At 44.7% G+C, this 18,285-nt stretch carries 10 protein-coding genes; 5 read left to right on the top strand and 5 right to left on the bottom strand.

Annotated elements, in window-relative coordinates:
- Positions 1–54 precede the first annotated feature (54 nt).
- The 5 genes from tgt (at position 55) to EZ437_RS14355 (ending at position 6,721) form a co-directional block, all read left to right on the top strand.
- A complete protein-coding gene (gene tgt / locus EZ437_RS14375; RefSeq protein ID WP_131596756.1) occupies positions 55–1,185 on the top strand; it encodes a tRNA guanosine(34) transglycosylase Tgt in 1,131 nt (376 codons plus the stop codon).
- Positions 1,186–2,289 carry an LptF/LptG family permease gene (locus EZ437_RS14370; RefSeq protein ID WP_205942719.1) on the top strand — a complete coding sequence of 368 codons (1,104 nt, stop codon included), beginning with the start codon at positions 1,186–1,188 and terminating at the stop codon, positions 2,287–2,289.
- A complete protein-coding gene (locus EZ437_RS14365) occupies positions 2,289–3,179 on the top strand; it encodes a DMT family transporter (protein ID WP_131596755.1) in 891 nt (296 codons plus the stop codon). The genes EZ437_RS14370 and EZ437_RS14365 overlap by 1 nt, the downstream gene beginning before the upstream one ends.
- A gap of 452 nt (positions 3,180–3,631) precedes the next feature.
- A complete protein-coding gene (locus EZ437_RS14360; protein WP_131596754.1) occupies positions 3,632–6,439 on the top strand; it encodes a TolB-like translocation protein in 2,808 nt (935 codons plus the stop codon).
- Positions 6,440–6,442: 3 nt separating this feature from the next.
- Positions 6,443–6,721, top strand: a complete 279-nt coding sequence (locus EZ437_RS14355; RefSeq protein ID WP_131596753.1) for a LapA family protein — start codon at positions 6,443–6,445, stop codon at positions 6,719–6,721.
- A 2-nt stretch (positions 6,722–6,723) separates the two neighbouring features.
- On the opposite strand, the gene metZ is transcribed toward EZ437_RS14355, so the two are convergent.
- From metZ to EZ437_RS14330, 5 genes are all read right to left on the bottom strand, one after another.
- On the bottom strand, positions 6,724–7,890 hold the full coding sequence (gene metZ, locus EZ437_RS14350) for an O-succinylhomoserine sulfhydrylase (protein WP_131596752.1): 1,167 nt from the start codon (positions 7,888–7,890) through the stop codon (positions 6,724–6,726).
- A 52-nt stretch (positions 7,891–7,942) separates the two neighbouring features.
- A complete protein-coding gene (locus EZ437_RS14345) occupies positions 7,943–8,356 on the bottom strand; it encodes an OsmC family protein (protein ID WP_131596751.1) in 414 nt (137 codons plus the stop codon).
- A gap of 12 nt (positions 8,357–8,368) precedes the next feature.
- On the bottom strand, positions 8,369–9,172 hold the full coding sequence (ispE, locus tag EZ437_RS14340) for a 4-(cytidine 5'-diphospho)-2-C-methyl-D-erythritol kinase (protein ID WP_131596750.1): 804 nt from the start codon (positions 9,170–9,172) through the stop codon (positions 8,369–8,371).
- 73 nt (positions 9,173–9,245) lie between these two features.
- A complete protein-coding gene (locus tag EZ437_RS14335) occupies positions 9,246–11,237 on the bottom strand; it encodes a fibronectin type III domain-containing protein (protein WP_131596749.1) in 1,992 nt (663 codons plus the stop codon).
- Positions 11,238–11,249: 12 nt separating this feature from the next.
- Positions 11,250–18,281: a hypothetical protein gene (locus tag EZ437_RS14330; protein WP_131596748.1), complete on the bottom strand. Its 7,032-nt coding sequence runs from the start codon at positions 18,279–18,281 to the stop codon at positions 11,250–11,252.
- Positions 18,282–18,285 lie beyond the last annotated feature (4 nt).

The following is an 18,285-nucleotide window of genomic DNA, read 5'->3' as shown; positions in this document are numbered from 1 at the left end:
GTAAATAGCTGGTTTTTTGCTATTTTTGCCGATATTTTATGAAGATAACAACATATGAAATTTAGCCTACTGGCAAAAGATACTCATTCAAAGGCAAGAGCAGGAACGATCACAACAGACCACGGAGACATTCAAACTCCGATTTTCATGCCTGTAGGGACAGCAGGAACCGTAAAAGCTGTGCATCAGCGGGAACTTAAAAACGATATTGATGCCAAAATCATCCTTGGAAATACTTATCATTTATATTTAAGGCCGGGACTGGATGTCATTGAACAGGCAGGTGGCTTGCATAAATTTATAGGCTGGGACAGGCCAATTCTGACAGACAGTGGTGGCTATCAGGTCTATTCATTAAGCAAAGTAAGGAAAATAAAAGAAGAGGGCGTTACTTTTAATTCCCATATAGACGGATCAAAACACCTGTTTACACCAGAATATGCCATGGATATCCAGCGTACGATCGGAGCGGATATCATTATGGCCTTTGATGAATGTACCCCTTACCCATGCGACTATAAATATGCGGCGAACTCCATCAATATGACCCATCGCTGGCTGAAGCGCTGCTGCCAGAGATTTGATACTACCGAGCCAAAATATGGTTTTAACCAAACGCTTTTCCCCATAGTCCAGGGATCTGTTTATAAGGACTTAAGGGTTAAATCTGCTGAATTTATTGCAGCTATGGACCGTGAGGGCAATGCCATTGGCGGACTTTCTGTGGGTGAACCTGCAGAAGAAATGTACGGGATGACCGAGGTGGTATGCAATGTATTGCCATACGAAAAACCACGTTATTTAATGGGTGTAGGCACACCGATCAATATTTTAGAGAATATAGCGTTAGGAGTGGATATGTTTGACTGTGTAATGCCTACCAGAAATGCAAGGAACGGGATGCTTTTCACAAAGAACGGCATCATTAATATCGGCAATAAGAAATGGGCGGACGACTTCTCTCCTATTGAGGCCGATAGTGACCTTTATGCCGACCAGGTGTACTCCAAAGCTTACCTAAGACACCTGATGCACTCAAAAGAAATCCTTGGTGCCCAGATCGCTACCTTGCACAACCTGCATTTTTACCTCTGGCTGGTAAGGCAAGCGCGTGAAAAGATCATCAGCGGAGAATTTTACGCATGGAAAAACAAAATGGTCACTATATTAGGGAATAAATTATAAATGGATTTCTTCAGAAACAGAATCAAAATCATAGACTGGTACATCATCAGCAAATACCTGGGTACGTTTCTGTATACCCTTATGTTGTTTGTGGTAGTGATAGTCATCTTTGATCTTTCTGAAAAACTAGATGACTTTCTGAATGCACGAATGACATTTTGGGAAGTGATTACCAAATATTATGCGGGTTCAATTCCCTTTTATGTGAGTATGCTTTCGCCTTTGATCAACTTTATTGCGGTGATATTCTTTACAGCAAAAATGGCCGATCAGACGGAAATTGTACCCATTTTGAGCGGTGGTGTTAGCTTCAACAGGTTTCTAGCGCCCTATTTCGTATCTGCTTTCATCATTTTTGCTGTCAATTTAGCTGCTAATCTGTATGTACTGCCTTATACAAATCGGTTAAAAAATAGCTTTGAAAATACTTATGTAAAGAAAAATGCCTCCTCAAGTAAAAATAACATCCATATGAAGCTTGATGAAAAGACCTATATTTACATGGACAATTTCAACAACATCACGCTGGTAGGCAACAAGTTTTCATTGGATAACTTCAAAGGTGATGTACTTACCAAGAAGCTTGTAGCAGAAGAAATAAAATGGGATTCGGTTAAAAGGTCATGGAAACTAATCAATTACTCTGTAAGATACATTGATGGTTTAAAAGAAAGCATGGTAATTGGCGGCACAAAGGTCAAGGACACCATATTGGATATGCGACCAGACGACTTCTCGGCGTATGACAACATCTTTCAAAACCTCTCTAATAAGGAGCTTGCTTATAAAATAAAGAAGGAAAAAATAAGGGGCGCAGGCATATGGAACGACTTGCTATTTGAGCAATACAGGCGGTACCTGGAGCCTTTATCCGCCTTCGTACTAACACTCATTGGTGTTGCCTTATCCTCTCGTAAAGTGCGGGGCGGTGTAGGATTACCACTTGGAATAGGCATTTTGCTGAGTTTTGCCTATATAGTGATGCAACAGTTTGCCAAAATGTTTTCCCTCAAAGGAGGGCTATCTCCATTATTTTCAGTGCTTGTACCTACCTTGTTTTTCGGTATTCTGGGCTATTATTTACTCAGGAAAGCGCCTAAATAATGTCGTCAGCACAGACATCTGTTACCAAAAATCTGCTCATACTACATTTTACAGTGTTCATATGGGGCTTTACGGGCATCCTGGGTGCTTTAATTTCCATCGATGCAGTCCAAATGGTCTGGTACAGGGTTTTGATTGCCAGCATTACATTATATATCTATTTTCTGCTTACAAAGACCAGCATAAAGGTCACAAGAAAACAGTTTTTACAGTTCTTCTTTACCGGCAGTATCGTAGCCATACATTGGATACTGTTCTTTCATGCCATCAAAGTTTCTGCAGTATCAGTTGCACTGGTATGCCTTTCTTCCTTTACGCTTTTTACAGCGATACTCGAACCGCTCATCAAAAAGCAGCGTATTTTAATTCCTGATGTCATCATTGGACTCATCATTATCTTGGGAATTTACCTCATTTTTAAGTTCGAATCCCAGTATACTTTAGGCATAATTTTCGGTCTCAGCTCCGCTATTGGCTCCAGCTTATTTGCCACGATCAACTCTACACTGGTGCAAAAAAACGACCCAAAGATCATCGGTTTTTATGAGATCACAGGGGCATTTTTCTGGATTACCTTATACAGGTTTTTTGACCAGGATATGTTAAATGAGACCTTCAGTTTAAGTACCAAAGATTGGATCTATCTTACCATTTTAGGTACCGTTTGTACCGCGCTTGCTTACGTTGCGGGTGTGGCAGTAATGCGTACTTTATCGGCTTTCCGGGTTGCACTTATCACCAATCTTGAGCCTGTGTACGGCATCCTTTTAGCCTTCATTTTCTTCGGTACGAAAGAGACTATGTCTACCGGATTTTACCTTGGGGCTGCCCTCATTCTGGGCGCTGTTTTCTTATATCCGATCTATAAAAAACGCAAAAATCTTCAGTAATTTTTCGATAAGATACCAGGGGTAGGGGAGAGTTTTTAAGGCTCCTGTCTCTCGTTTTTCCCGCTACAGATGCCAGAAAAAAGAGCAGCATACAGCATCAGAGACAAGCGGATCCATAGCAAAACAGCACCGAAAATCGTGTAAAAAAGCTGCTGGTAAATATTCCATCTCGTATACATCTTAAAATATTTACACATAAATTTCCTTGCATTTATGCTTAAATAGTGTATCTTAATAGCACGAAACAAGGGTTTGTAAAAAGTCAGCTGCTAAAAATAAAAAACGATAAAAAAGCAGGTAAAAATCACCAATATATCAACAACCAGGACATTTATATAAATTAAATATTAAACACATTATCAGATATTTATATAGTATCAAATAAACAAATACAACATAAAAAACTTCCATTCACAAAAGATAATAACTAATAATTTTAGTAAACATACAAAATGATTGAATATAAACACTTTAAAAACCTGATAATCATTACAATAACCACATGTATATTAAGTTTATTTTCACATAAGTGTTTTAGCCAGATATTTGGAAGCGATCAAAACCCACTTAGTGTAAAATGGAGACAAATTAACATTAGCGGCTTTAAGTTGGTCTATCCACAGGAACTGGAAAATGAAGCCCAAAGAATGGCCAATACGATAAAGCATATTTACCCTTATGTAGGCAGCAGTCTGAACCGCCAAAAAACAAGCATTCCCATCCTGCTCCAAAACCAGGGAGTGATTGCAAATGGCTTCGTTCAGCTCGCCCCAAAGAAGTCAGAATTTTACACCACCCCACCGCAGCAGTTTGACAGTCAGGACTGGCTAAACAACCTCGCCGTTCATGAACTCAGACACGTCGCCCAGTTCGACAAACTCACCGGCGGAAAGGCCCGGCCATTTCCTGAAGACATCTACTTTGCCTGGTTCGGTGTAAGCCTTCCGCTTTGGTTTTTTGAAGGAGACGCGGTGACCATCGAAACTGCGCTTACCAATGCCGGCCGCGGCAGACAACCATCATGGATAATGCCCTACCGGACCAGCCTGCTCGAGGGCAAAAAATTCTCTTACAGCAAGGTCAACTTTGGATCGAATAAAGACATCACACCGGGGTACTACCAGCTGGGCTACCTGATGGCTGCCAACATGAGAAAAGAGTTTGGAAAAAATATTTTCGACAGCGTGCTTACCGACATCCGGAGAAGACCACTCAGACCCTACCCTTTTTCAAACAGCCTGAAAAAATTTACAGGCCAGGGCAGCAAAAAATGGTTCAGCCATATCACCGCTGTCCTGACAGAAGAATGGAATAAACAGAACAGCAATACCCCATCACTGAGTTATCCTTCGCTAAACAAACCAGCTAAATATGCCACAAGCTACCTGCTACCTGTCAGACTACCGGACGGCCGTATCCTTGCCTTAAAGCAAAGCAAAGCTAAACCTCCGCATTTTACTTTGATCGACAGCAGCAAAAGAGAACAAAAGCTAATCAGCATAGCCCCGCAGGAGCAACCTTGGTTTAGCTACGCCAACGGGATCATTACCTGGGCAGAGATCAGGAACGACCCCCGTTATCATCAGCGTAATTATAGCGTGGTCTGCACGTACGACCTAAAAACAAAAAAAGTTAAAAAACTAAGCTCCAGAAGCAGGCTCTTCTCACCTTCCCTGTCTGCAGACGGTACTAAGATCATTGCGGTAAAGTTCGACCTCAGCAATAAATGCAACCTTGTCGAACTTAGCGCAGCGGACGGAAAAATATTAAACATCTTTCCAAATCCTGAAAACCTGATCCTGCAAACTCCCTCATACGACGCCACCGGCAACCTGGTCACCTATATCAGTGTAACGGAACAGGGCAAGGGGTTATGGACCACTGATGCCGAAGGAAAAACTGAACAACTGATCAAAGGATCTCCACAGCAACTAAGCAGACCAATTTACATTCGCCAGGGAATAGCTTTTAACGCCCACTACAACGGGATCGACAACATTTACTACATAGACACCATCAGCAAAAAAATAAACGCGCTGAGCGCCTCAAAATACGGCGCATTTAATCCGGCCCTCAGCAACGACTCTTCGATAGTTTTCAACGACTATACGCTAACGGGCTATCAGATTTCCGAAACCGCCATAAAACTTCGGCCAAACGGCCGCAACCACTTTGTCAATTTCAGCACTGAAGTACAGAACCAGGAAAATACCGGAAATGTATTTTCCAGCATTCCTGACAGCAGCTTTACTTCTAAGCCATACAAGACACTGGCACACCTGTTCCATGTGCACAGCATTACGCCTACGATTGAAAACGAATACAAAGGGGGACTGCAACTGAGATCTAACAATCTCCTCAGCACGGTCGAGTCGTACGCAGGTGTTGAATATGCACGCGACCTTCGCCGCTTTGATTACAGCGCAGGAATTACCTACAAAGCACTGTACCCTGTTTTAAGCGCTACCTATCACAACAGGCCCAGAAGAACCTTCTACAACTCAAAAGGGACTGTGCAGCAGGGAGACTGGCGTGAGAATTCCATTGACCTGCAGGCTTCTGTTCCCCTTAGCATCAATGCACTCAACCACTATTACAATTTTTCTGTTGCCGCATCTACCAACTACACCCAAAGATATATGGGCCAGAATATGCCAAATAACTATATCCGGAAATTGCTTTTCCCAATGAGGTACAGTGCGGTAATGACTCATTCAATCAGGCAGGCAGAAAGAGAAGTAGCCCCGCAATGGGCCCAGTCCTTTCGCTTCAGCTACCGTCACCAGCCTTTTGCCGACAACCTGGAAGGTCATTTGTATTCGTTTGAAAGCTTTTTCTATTTTCCCGGACTGGCCAGAAACCACACCTTTCTTGCCAACTTCAATTACCAGAACGCTTCCGGGGTACGTGAGTTTGATACCGATATCGGAACTGTGTACGGGTACAACAACATCAATGCGAGAAGCAAACTGAGCAATACCCTTTTGTTCAACTACCGTTTCCCAATAGCGTTTCCCGATGCAGAAATTGGCCCCCTTGCCTATATACAAAACCTTAGGGCAGGTTTATTCTGCCACTATGAAAACATCGGCAAAGAAACAAATATTGGGGAACCTAAAACTTTTGGCTTCGAATTGCGTAGTAACATGAACCTGTTACGTTATGACCCAATTGTCGAAGTCGGCGCCAGGGTTGTTTTTGTAAATAAAATTTACAAACATAATCCTATCTTAGAATTAATTTTAAACTATAGCTTTTAAACCATGAGCGGAAAAACCATTTTCATAATTGCTTTCACAGCGTTGATCACCACATTTTTGTTAATGAACACAGATGCCGTAGAGTTTGACCTGATCTTTGTAAAGAAAGACATTTCCAAACTGTTGGTCGTAGGCATCTGTACCTTTGTGGGGTTCATATTGGGCTACTGGGCTGGAAAACCTAAAACTACCATCAGCAGCTATGATACAGAAAATCCCCAGGACAACCCTGAGGACCGTAGAAATTCTTTAAGCGAAGAAGACCGCGATTACATCAACTAAACTTAATCTAATGCTTGTTTAATATCCGTAAGTATGTCATTGATATGCTCCAGGCCAATTGACAGGCGAATAGTCCCCTGTTCTATCCCAACCTGAAGCCTTTCCTCCTCAGTTAGTTTTGAATGTGTGCTGGTGGCAGGATGAGTTGCAATAGACCTCGTATCACCCAGATTAGCAGAAATAGAGAACATCTTTAACCCGTCCATAAACTTACTAGCAGCAGTTACGCCGCCTTCAATCACCAGTGTTACGATACCACCACCCTGTTTCATTTGCTTCTTTGCAATTTCATATTGCGGATGCGATGGCAGGAAAGGATACATTACCCTTTTTATGCTCGGGTGGCTTTCCAGAAACTCAGCTACCTTCAGCGCATTTTCGCAATGTCTGTCCATTCGTACAGCAAGTGTCTCAAGGCTTTTAGACAGCAACCAGGCATTAAAAGGAGACATGGCCGGTCCGCTGTGTCTTGCAAAACCTTCAATTTCCTTGATCAGCTTCGCACTTCCCAAAATGATCCCGCCCAATGTACGGCCCTGGCCATCTATAAACTTAGTAGCAGAATGAATAGAAATATCAGCACCGTATTTTATCGGCTGCTGCAGATATGGAGTAGCAAAACAATTATCTATTACCAACAAGGCATTGTGCTTTTTTGAGAAGTTGCCCAACCATTCCAGGTCAATGATGTCGATCCCTGGATTAGAAGGAGTTTCCACAAAAATAACCTTAGTATTTGGCTGAATCCCACTTTCCCACTGCTCAGGCTTGTCCAGATCGGCATAAGTGTAGGTGATACCCCATTTAGAAAAAACGTTGTTCAGCAACTGATGTGTAGAGCCAAACACAGAGCGGCTTGACAATACATGATCGCCCGACTGCAGGAATGCCCCAAACGTAGTAAAGATCGCAGCCATTCCGCTTGCGGTAGCCCAGCCACTCTCTGCACCTTCCAGTACAGCCATCTTCTCAATCAGTTCATCTGTATTCGGATTGGCATAACGGCTGTACACATTGCCTTCTTTTTCATTAGCAAACAGCGCACGCATTTCCTCCGCATCATCAAATTTGTAACTTGAGGTCAGGTATAAAGGCACAGAATGTTCTTTATACTGACTGCGTTCGGCTTGTAGACGGATAGCTATGGTTTCAAAATGATCTTCTTGCATTGGATTAGAAAGGCTTGGTTATATTTTCCGACAAAAATGTAAATTTTTGTGCTTAGGAATGTAATGAATATGAAAAATTAATTGTTGCCGAGCGGCCCAGGATATTAGACACCGAGCAATACTTATCAAAAGTCAGGTCCAGCGCGCGCTTTACTTTTTGCTCTGAGAGCATTCCATATAAGCTAAAATGTATATCGATCACTTCAAAAATCGCAGGCTCCGCATCCTTTCTGGTCGCGTTGATCTTGATTTTGATATCGTCCAAGGGCTCCTTCTGCTTGGTTAGAATATTTACCATATCAATCCCGCTGCATCCGCCCAGACCGACCAGCAAGGTCTCCATAGGCCTAAACCCTTTACCTTCACCTCCGATTGCCGGATTAGCATCCAGTTCTACTTTAAAACCACCTGCATTCTCTGCCTCAAAATTAAACTTGCCACTTTTACGTATTAAATTGATTTCCATGTATTAAAATAACTAACCGTTATAAAAAACTCTATTCCTCTTTTCCAGCTCCGGTAATTTTACCTCAGCAGCAAATATCCCAAAAACTGACGAACCGCTCCCACTCATAGCCGCAAATATTGCCCCCTCATGATAAAGCGAAGACTTAACTGCTTCAATCTCGGGATATTTTGCAAACACCGAAGCCTCAAAATCATTTTTAATAGCCAGTTTACAGTCTTCCAGAGGCAAATGTATTAAATCTTTTAGCGAAGTACCAGCAACTGCCGGCTTTATTCCGCTATAGGCATCCGCAGTCGAAACGTGTATGTCTGGTTTTACTAAAACGATGAAATAGGCGGAAAGATCTAAATCGATGACCTCAAACTGATCACCCTTTCCATAAGCAAAGACCGGCTTATTGCGAATAAAAAACGCACAGTCGGCACCTAAAGGCCTCACGTAGTCTTCCATTTGCGCATCGGAAAGCCCCAGCTTAAACTTATCATTTACCAGCTTTACAAGAAAGGCCGCATCAGCCGACCCTCCGCCTAATCCTGCGCCTACCGGAATATTTTTTAATAAGGTGATCTGCTGGGCAGGAAGCCCAAAATCCTTCTGCAACGCATTAAAAGCCTTCAGACATATATTATCCTCCGCATTTCCAGGAATGGTTCCTTCAGCTACCACACACGAAGTTTCCTCCGCATCGGTGATCTCCACCACATCATATAGCTTCAGCGGATAAAATACTGTTTCTATATTGTGATAGCCATCCGGTCTTTTTTCCGTGACTGATAACCCCAGATTTATTTTAGCATTGGCAAAAGCAAGCATCCTTATTTGTTAAGCGTCCTCAAAGCTAAGCACTGCCGTTCCTATTCGCAAATGCGTTTTGCCTGTGAGGCTATTATCTTGGCCTGATGCTTATTTCCCGCGAACGGTCACTCTCTACACCGTCCAACGTTTTAGTGGTCACATAATAAAAATACAGTTCCCCTCCCGATACATTCTTATCCTCGTAGGTGTGCTTCTTCTCACTGTATGGCACCGATCCGATAAGTGCAGGCTCCGCCCCTACCGATGCACGGTAAACCTGATAAGTCCCGATACCGGGAATCTGTGTACCATCCCAATCCAGTACCACGCTGCTCTTCTGACTGACAGCATGCACCCTCCCAGGAGGCAACGGTTTAGCACCATATATCCTCACGCCTACAGGCAGACTATACCCACTACTATCTGCATAGCTCACAGACCTGACCACATATTGCCAGGCATTTTGCCTGCCTGGCGCATCCTCAAACTCGTTTGCATTGGCAATAGCTTGGGTAGTCAGCCTCACAAAGCCCTTTACGCTGTCTGCGCCTATCGCTTTACGATACACATGGTAGCCAGTTACAGAGGGATTGGAAGCGCTCATATCCTGCCAGGTGATGGAAATCTTATCATCGTCCAGCTGCAAACTCCTCACTTGCAAGGGTACAGGCAATACACCCTTCTCAGAGACATTAGACTGCACGATCCCTGACAATGGGCTTTCCTTATCATTGCGACCGACCGCGGTGATGGCATAAGTATAGGATTGATCACCTGATGATGCTGGATTTTTGTCTAGATAACTAAATACCAGAGAATCTTTTCGGGCAGGGATTAAATCGCTGATTGCTTCAAATTTTCCGGTGTTGCCCTGCATTCGATATACCCTAAAACCTAACAAGTTCAGATAACTTTGATATTTCCAATTTAAAGCAGTCCCGGCTTCTACTGCGGCGACTGTAATTTCTGAAGGCGGCATCAATCGACTATTGTTCATGTAAGACCCAAATACCCTCAGTGACGGAATGGCAAAATCACCATCGCCCTGCGCAATAACCTGGTAGTAGTAGTTGATCCCCATTGCGCTCGTACGGTCCACCCAACTCGTATCAGTGGCAGAGAGTACGGCCACTTGCACATATGCACTATCATAATAGGCACTCCGGAACACCCTGATGGATCGAATCGAGTTCGCAGCCGGCTTACTCCACAATAGTTCTATACCACTACTATCCGCAGCCTCCCTCGTTACCAGGTTCTTTAACCCGGCAACCGTTGCCCGGTTTCCAGCAAAGCTCCTCACTGTATCAGACCGGCTGATCACGCGGCCCAGATAATCTTTGCCCGTAAGGTAATACTGGTAATTGATACCCGCCAGCACAGTAGTATCCGACAAATGAACGCTTATCGAGTCGCCCTTCGCTGTTTTTTCGAAACCAAGGTCAGTTTTCAGCGCTACAAAATTGCTGTCTATACCCATACGCTGACGCTGTACCTCCAGCAATGGCGATTGCTGTGTACGCAGTAGTCGCCATTCAGCCCTGATAGCTTCCTGAGCAGGCTGCAACTGATGAAAAACGATCTGATCATAAGCTACCTTCAACGGTTTATCTCCTATCTCCTCAGAATCCCATTTTCTATTACCCAATTGTACACGGTACCGCGTTCCCGCAGGGAGATTAGCAGTAGTATCCAAAAAAGCAGCACCCATTGCCAATAGCACCACCGGAATACCGGCGTTACGGATGCTGTCCTGCTTGCCAGATTGGATCATGTCCCATAAATTACCGGCCACCTGTTCAGTTACATGATAGTAATCCGGAAACCTCATTGCCTGATTTTGCATCCGCTGATAAAATGCTGCTTTCGTGCTCGCCGCATTGAGGCTGGCAACGGTTTCAAAACCCTTGCCGGTGTTGCGCCATACAATTACCCTTTCTCCCTTTTGGGGAACTGCACCAACATTAAGATAAACCCCTGCCGGGGTTACTTCCGGCTTAAAGTCATTACTTTTTTCCTGTGCATGAACAGCGGATGTAAAAATCAGCATTGATAGTAAACTATTATATATTAAATTCTTCATGATCGTAAATTTTTAAAAATCAAAATTGGGGTTATTGATACAGCTTCCTGACCCTGTACTGATGCTAAAATCAACACCGTTGCCTCCGCATCCTGTGGTGCGCAATATCCCTGCATCGCCGATTCCAATATTTAGCATAGCCATAATACTCGCGTTCAGACTACCGCAGCCTCCCAATACACAAGCCTCTACAAAGAACTCGACCGATACACAACCCTGGGCACAAATCCCCACATTCCCATTAGCAAACTTCGCCGAACTGGCGATCGCCACGTTGACCTCTGCCCCGCCTGAAACACTCACACCCAAAGCCGAAGTACTTGAATAAACCCGTCCATAAGCAAGGGCACCCATACCCAATGTAAAGCTTCCCTTGCCAAACAAGGCGTAAGTCCGCACTTCTGCTCCCACACTTGCCACCAGTTTAAACTGTGCAATACCTGGGATACCGTAACTGACATCCACATCGGCAATCGGTTTGGCTCCCACAATAAAGAAACCACTTAAGCCGCTCTTTACTGCAGGTGGCAGCCTTTTAGATTGTGACTGTGCAATTTGGGTCACTCTTGCCTCCAGCTCATCGCTGATAGCTCCATAGTTGCCTATTAGCACGCCTACTTTGAGCGGTGAGAGAAGCGGCACAGGAATCTCCATTGTTGCACCCGAACAGAAATACCAACCCTGACGGTCAAACAGCATCTCCATCTCACCATCGCGCAATATTACCGGCCCAAGGGGAATTAACGCAAATTTGATGTTACCGAATATCCGTCCGTTCTTAAGGTCAAATTCAAACTCCCCTCCTTTAAATCCTTCATTGCCTACCGGCAGGTCTTTAAACTTCGGCAGAGCTTCCTGCGTCGCTGTCAAGGCGTTCTTTGCTTCCATTAACACCGCGTTCTTTGCTTCCTGAATCGCTTCATCCACACCCGGGATGTTCTTCATCATACCAGCCAGGCGCATGTAATCTCCATCTCTCAACGCGTCTGCAGCACCCTGTCCCAACTTCCATGCTCCTGCTACCTCACCGAGTGCGCCTTTTGCCTCGTCTGCCCCCAGCGGGATCAGCTTGGTTACCTCGTCCTTTACCGCATCTTCTGCCACTTTCAACAGGTCATCCTTCGCCTGCTTTACACGGGCCTCCAGCTCCTGTTTGGTATCTTCAAAATATTGCTCTACTTTCTCCCTGGCGCCAAACAGCACGTCTACTTCGCGTTGCAGAGCAGTTCCCGCAGCACTGGTAACCATTGAAATGAGTTTTCCTCCCTTTATATTCACACCCCCTGGCAGTTCCATATTTCCAGCTACGACAAATCCTTCAGGACGGAATTGCTGTGCTTCTTTTTTAGCAATTGAGGTAAACTTCACACCACCCGGACCAGTAAAGCTGAACTCCAGCACTGGCATGGTCACTTTATTACCAGTTCCATTCTTACTGTATACCAGGCGATCATAAAAATCTGTATTTAAGGAAGGTACCCCCAGATCCAGATTACCCGCAATAGAGAAGCTGTTCTGTGATGTACTCGACAATGTCGTCGGCATGAATTTCACTTGATTGTAATAAGTGATCGATTGGTTGTTCACAAAGCCAAACAATTCTTCCCCATTACTCAGCAAACTGATCATTTGTATCTTAAACAACTGCGCAGGATCGCTCATTCCATCCAATCCGCTAAAAGAGGCTGCATAACCGTTATAATTCGGTGAGGTAACCGAAAGCTTATAATGTCCGCTTCCGTCACGTCCCACACCCCTGTCATAGATAAAAGATACCTGTGAACCCTGTTGTATTTTAAGTGTTGCAATCCCCCCAATATTAAGATCCAGCTTATCAAGTGATTTATTATCAATCAGGTCGGGACAAATAAGATCTCCGGCCACGCCTTCCTCACCCGGAATAATGGTCATATTTGTAAATGGAATATTCAACTTCTTCGTCAGGATCTCTCCGCTTTTAATCACCAGTCCGCCAGAGCTTGGAGAAAGTGTCCAGGTACTGTTGTCGATCTCCGAACTTTCCCCCGTCTCCGTATTGTATACCGCCATATTCATGCGCGGTTTGCTTGCCTTTACAGTCCAATCGTCCAGTGCAAAACTGAGCGTATCCGTTGTAATAATCCTTCCAATCCCGCCTTTAGAAATGCGTGCCTCGCCTGCTTTAAGGGTTAACGGAATATTCCCCGGCAATACCGTACTTAAATTCATATAAAGATGAATGGTCTGAGCTTTAAGGCTACTGGTGCGCGCTCCCTGGATATCAGCTACCCCATTGAAGCCTAAATACTTAAATGATATGGCACCTCCTAATTTGTTAGTCAATTTAAACTGCCCGGATACCGCCCCACGTTGTCCTGATGAAAACACAGGCATTGTCTCTGCTGCTGTCTGGATACCCAGATAAAAATCCGTGTCCTGCATGCGCATATAGCTGCTTGGAAATTGAAATGAATTGTCCAGTATCCTAACCTTACCGTTGATCGTACCAGTGGTATCTGAACTGCCTTTCATCAGCATAATCTGACCCTCAGCACCATGTAGTATCCCATTAAACGCATTGTTTACGGATACAGACAGCTCTTGATTGTCTGTTGGTATGTTCTCAATTGGTACCGCTAGTGGCACTCCTGCCGAATTTTTAATAGTAGAGGTCTTCACCAGGACATTGCTAAAGCTGAGGTTACGGTTCAGAATGCTGTCCGTGGTGCCAAAGTTCCCGTTCATCGGAACGTCGTAAAGCTCGCCACTGACCTGATAGACGCCATCTCCCTGGGAATTAAGGGCGGTAATCTTAGTTTTGAAGCCCAGCAGGCGGCTTATGTCAATATCTTTTACAATTTTAATCAGCAGATCAGCCTTGTTTTCCTGGGGCTTAACCAGCTTCTCAGCAGAAACATACGTCTTGCCCTCTTCATAATGATTCGCACGAAGCGTATATTCGCTAATGCCCACCTGCGGTAAAACGATACTATAATTACCTTCTGAGTCTGATATCGAGAAGTTGTCTGTCGCATCGCCCCAGCCTGATTCCATGTACACCTTTGCCCCCGCCACTTTCTCACCGGTATCAAAAGCTACTTTTCCCGTTATCGCCCTGCCAGGAAACACCTCCAATTCATAGGGCTCCTCGATGCCGTTGTCAACATTTTCTATTGTAAATGTCCGTGGCACGAATAACTTCTTTCCCGGTACTGGCGTGTTGCTAAGCGGCTTTACGTGTATCGTAAAGTTTTTAGTCGCATTGTTTACAAAGTTAAAATAAGCAGTACTCTGCTGCACAAGGCCCGAAGTCTGCATAATCGTATCTTGTGAACCGGTTTCCACCAATGTTACCAGTGCAGGCACCAGTTCATCATTCTGGTGTTTCACCCGGATCCTCATTTTATGGGTCCTCAATGTTAAAGGGATCATCCCGATAAACTGGTCTCCCCGCGGTAAATCAACCTCTATCGTATCAGTCAGATAAGCCCTGTCATAGGGCATGATCACCAGTTTGACCTTAGTTGCGGGAAGGTCAATGCTAAACCGCTGCATATTCCTCACCTGTTCAGTCATATCAAGGTTCTGACTAGAATTCATTGATTCCTTATGTTTGTCTCCAGAATAGGCCACGGTGTTTACCCATTTGCCGTTATCAACCATTTTGATGCGGGCAGGTACGCTATACCGCTGTTCTTGTGCATCAACCACATAGCCATATAATCCATTGCCCAATGGCTCCAAATTGATCTGTTCATTATAATATTGTGATCCTACGGTGATCCTACCCAGGTCAATAATCATTTCTTTATAGCCCGGGGCTACCAGTTTAAGGGCAGCATTTTTGTCGGCCTTAAATCCTGTACTCTGTGGGTATAGTATCGATTCAGTTAGTACAAAATCACCATTATCATTGGCTTTTACATGTCCAAAATTATAATAGACCACTCTCCCATTTTGTAATCCCGGTTGGCAAACGTATGCAGTTAGGTTTTTCACACCCAATTTGCTAAAAGCATCCAATGCCCTGCCGGCAATGCGCCAGCCTTTTTTTGTAATCATAATCTGCTCTTCAAACACGGTTTCATTTGCAGGCAATTGACTGTTAAAAATGATGGCTGTATCTGACAATAAAAGCCCGACTGTATTAAACAGGTTGGGTACTTCCCTCAGCACACTGTTGCCTTGCACTTCAGCCTGGGGCAGAGAATTTGCCAGCGACTTCCAGTCCGATGACTCAAACCAACTTGAGTGGCCATTAGCTGAATACCCGAGTCTGACTCCTCCCAGGGCTTTAACCTGAGGAACGTTAACCTTAACCCCTACCACACCGGATACACTGTTTTGAAGAATACCCATATCATAACCTTTGGTAACCAGCGCACCTCCCGGATCGTGTGTAACCGTTTCCCTATACCCCCAGGTCGGGTCATAACGCTGATCTCTCAAATTCTTTAATCTTCCCTCCACTGTCAAATTATTTTTGTCCACTACGTCAATCCCAGGCTGGGGACGTGGAGGAATCGTGTAAGGAAAATGAAAAATCTCGGTTTGATAGGCCACGCTGTTTGACAAACGATCTGCACTCCCTACCCGGATCTGATACCTGTCCTTATTGATATCTGTACTCGGAATTAACCCTTTTATCGTTACAGAGCTGCCGTCTGATTCGGTATATAACTTACGCAGCAAGGTGAAATTATTGGTATTACTTTCCGACTGACCTACGATTTGCATAGCTACCAATGACCCTGTATTGCTGCCTGCTACCCGATAATTATTACTCAATGCGTCGCCATTTCCAAAACTAACCTCCTGATTGGTATTCATTTCAGGCAGATTTGGCAATTGATTTTTAAAAGTTTCAGGAGCGTACCTTAATACCAGTACCTCCGCCTCTGGCACAGCTTCTTTGTCTACACCCTCTGCGTTTATCTTTACGCCATAAGTCTGCACCATACTTACCAGTTCTCCGCAATCAAAATCGCCCCATGGCTGCACCATTACCTCAGTGTTGGGCACCGCATAATACTTTACCTCCGGAACGACATAATAAACACGCTGGTCTACCCCGACCGTTCTTCCGCCTTGCCTTACTGCCCTAGCCTGGTAAGTACTGTCTACATTGGCAAAATCGAAGCTGAAGCGACCCTCATTGTCGGTGATGGCAACATCGACCACACTCTTCATATCCTTCGAAGAACGCAAGGACACTTTCATGTTTGCGTAAGGCTGAGCAGGAACGCCGCTATAATATTTAAACCTGTATTTCATCACGCCTGTTACCTTAGACCGTGGTGACGCGGTCAGCTCTTTAAGCAGGGTTAGGTCTGTGACATTTGTCGACTGGTTGTAGGCAAAGTCCTTTACTACATCCTGTGGCGGCTCATTGTTCGTTTTATTCAAATAGGCCCCCGAACCACCTTTTCTGACCTGGTCAAGCTCCGCAAATGAGTGCTGAGCCAAGACCCTTTCCCCTTTTTCTAATGAAACCAGGTAATGGTATCCCGGCTGGCTCAAGTTCCTGAACAGGCGCTTAAAGTTGACAGAGTTAGCCGCGCCATCCTGGGCATTATCTGCTTGAGGGGTAACTGCTGATGCAATGAGCACCTTACCTCCCACCTCTTTCCAGTTTTTCGCACTGTCCAGCAAATCCCCTTCAAAGAAAGGAATCCCCAATTCCGTATTTAATTTATCAGATTTTAGACGGTAAATTTTGATTGTCGCACCGGGCACATACTTTCCTTTATCACCGTTAAAGGACTCAGCTACATTTACATTCAGCTCATAGCTGTTCGCATCTACCACCAGTTGCTGCAGCATAATCGTGTCTCCCGGTGCGATTCTCAAAAGTTCCTCATAGGCTTTATAATGAGGGTTCGCTATGCGCAATCTGTATCTTATACCCAGCGCGGTATCCTGGACAGACATCCCAAACTTCAATTCAAAATTTCCAGCCTGGTCTGTGGTAGCTACTACCCCGTCCAGCGGATCAGTATCCCGCATATCGGAAATCTTGTATTTTGGCCTTGCGCTGACTTTCTCAAGATATACACGGGTATTCTTTAAGGTAAACAAGCCGCTCTCCGGCGATTCAGGGAAACGGTATTTCAACGTCCCTTTTACAATAACCGGAGTTTTAGGCAATGTTTCCGTTTCCTTTTCAGGTTCTTCCACTTCCTCTTCCACCGCTGCAATTACCTGTTCAGTCAGGCCATATTCAAAGGCAATCACCTCGCTCCTGCCCTGATTTCTGAATACTGCTGCTTCAAACGGATCAAATGCCTCTACCATAAGCGCATACTTCCTTCCCGGTGTGAGCTGGGGATCGGCAGGGTTGTATACATAGATATTTGAGTTTACCTCTTTTTCAAAGAAATAAGGCTGCGTAGCGGTCATGATCGCATCGTTCGGATTCCTGTTGCCCAGCATCTCTACCATCCTGATCCGGTATTTGGTGCTTGGTGGGGCACTTGCCGGCGTATTCCAGCGAATGGAAAATACCTGTCCCGGACCTGAAGGGATCTGCTGATCGGCCATCGGGCTCAATATCACAGGCGGTTCCAGGCTGCTGATCGTAAATACATTACTGCAGCCCACCGGCTCATCCGCACTTACCGGCTGGTTGTTGTCATAATTATAAGCCCTTGCACATAGCTGGTATCTTCCCTCAGGCAGTCCGCCTTTGGTAAGAAACTCGTTTTGGGTAATGCCCACATAGTCCAGTCTGGTGTAGTCGATTATTTTAGCAATGTCACTACCGTTCAGGCTCTTTGTCTCGCCCGCGGCCAGTTCTATCGGACTCGTACTTCTCTGCCCTACCCTCGAGCGGATTTCTATGCCATTGTCTCCTGTGATAGACCCTCTAAGCTGTATCCTTTGCGTCACAGTTGAAGTATTGGTCAGCATAACCACCATCAAATGTGGCTTGGAAGCATAATCCGTAAATTTAGTAGGGTACGGAGGCAGAATTTGTATGGATATATTAACCTGGGCAGCAGCTCGCAATTGCCAAAACAGCAAACAGGCCATCATCACCGATTTTAGTATAAAAGATCTTTTCATAACG

Origin of the sequence: Pedobacter psychroterrae (assembly GCF_004331695.1) — a bacterium.
GTDB lineage: Bacteria > Bacteroidota > Bacteroidia > Sphingobacteriales > Sphingobacteriaceae > Pedobacter > Pedobacter psychroterrae.
This window is presented reverse-complemented; position numbering and strand designations above follow the sequence as displayed.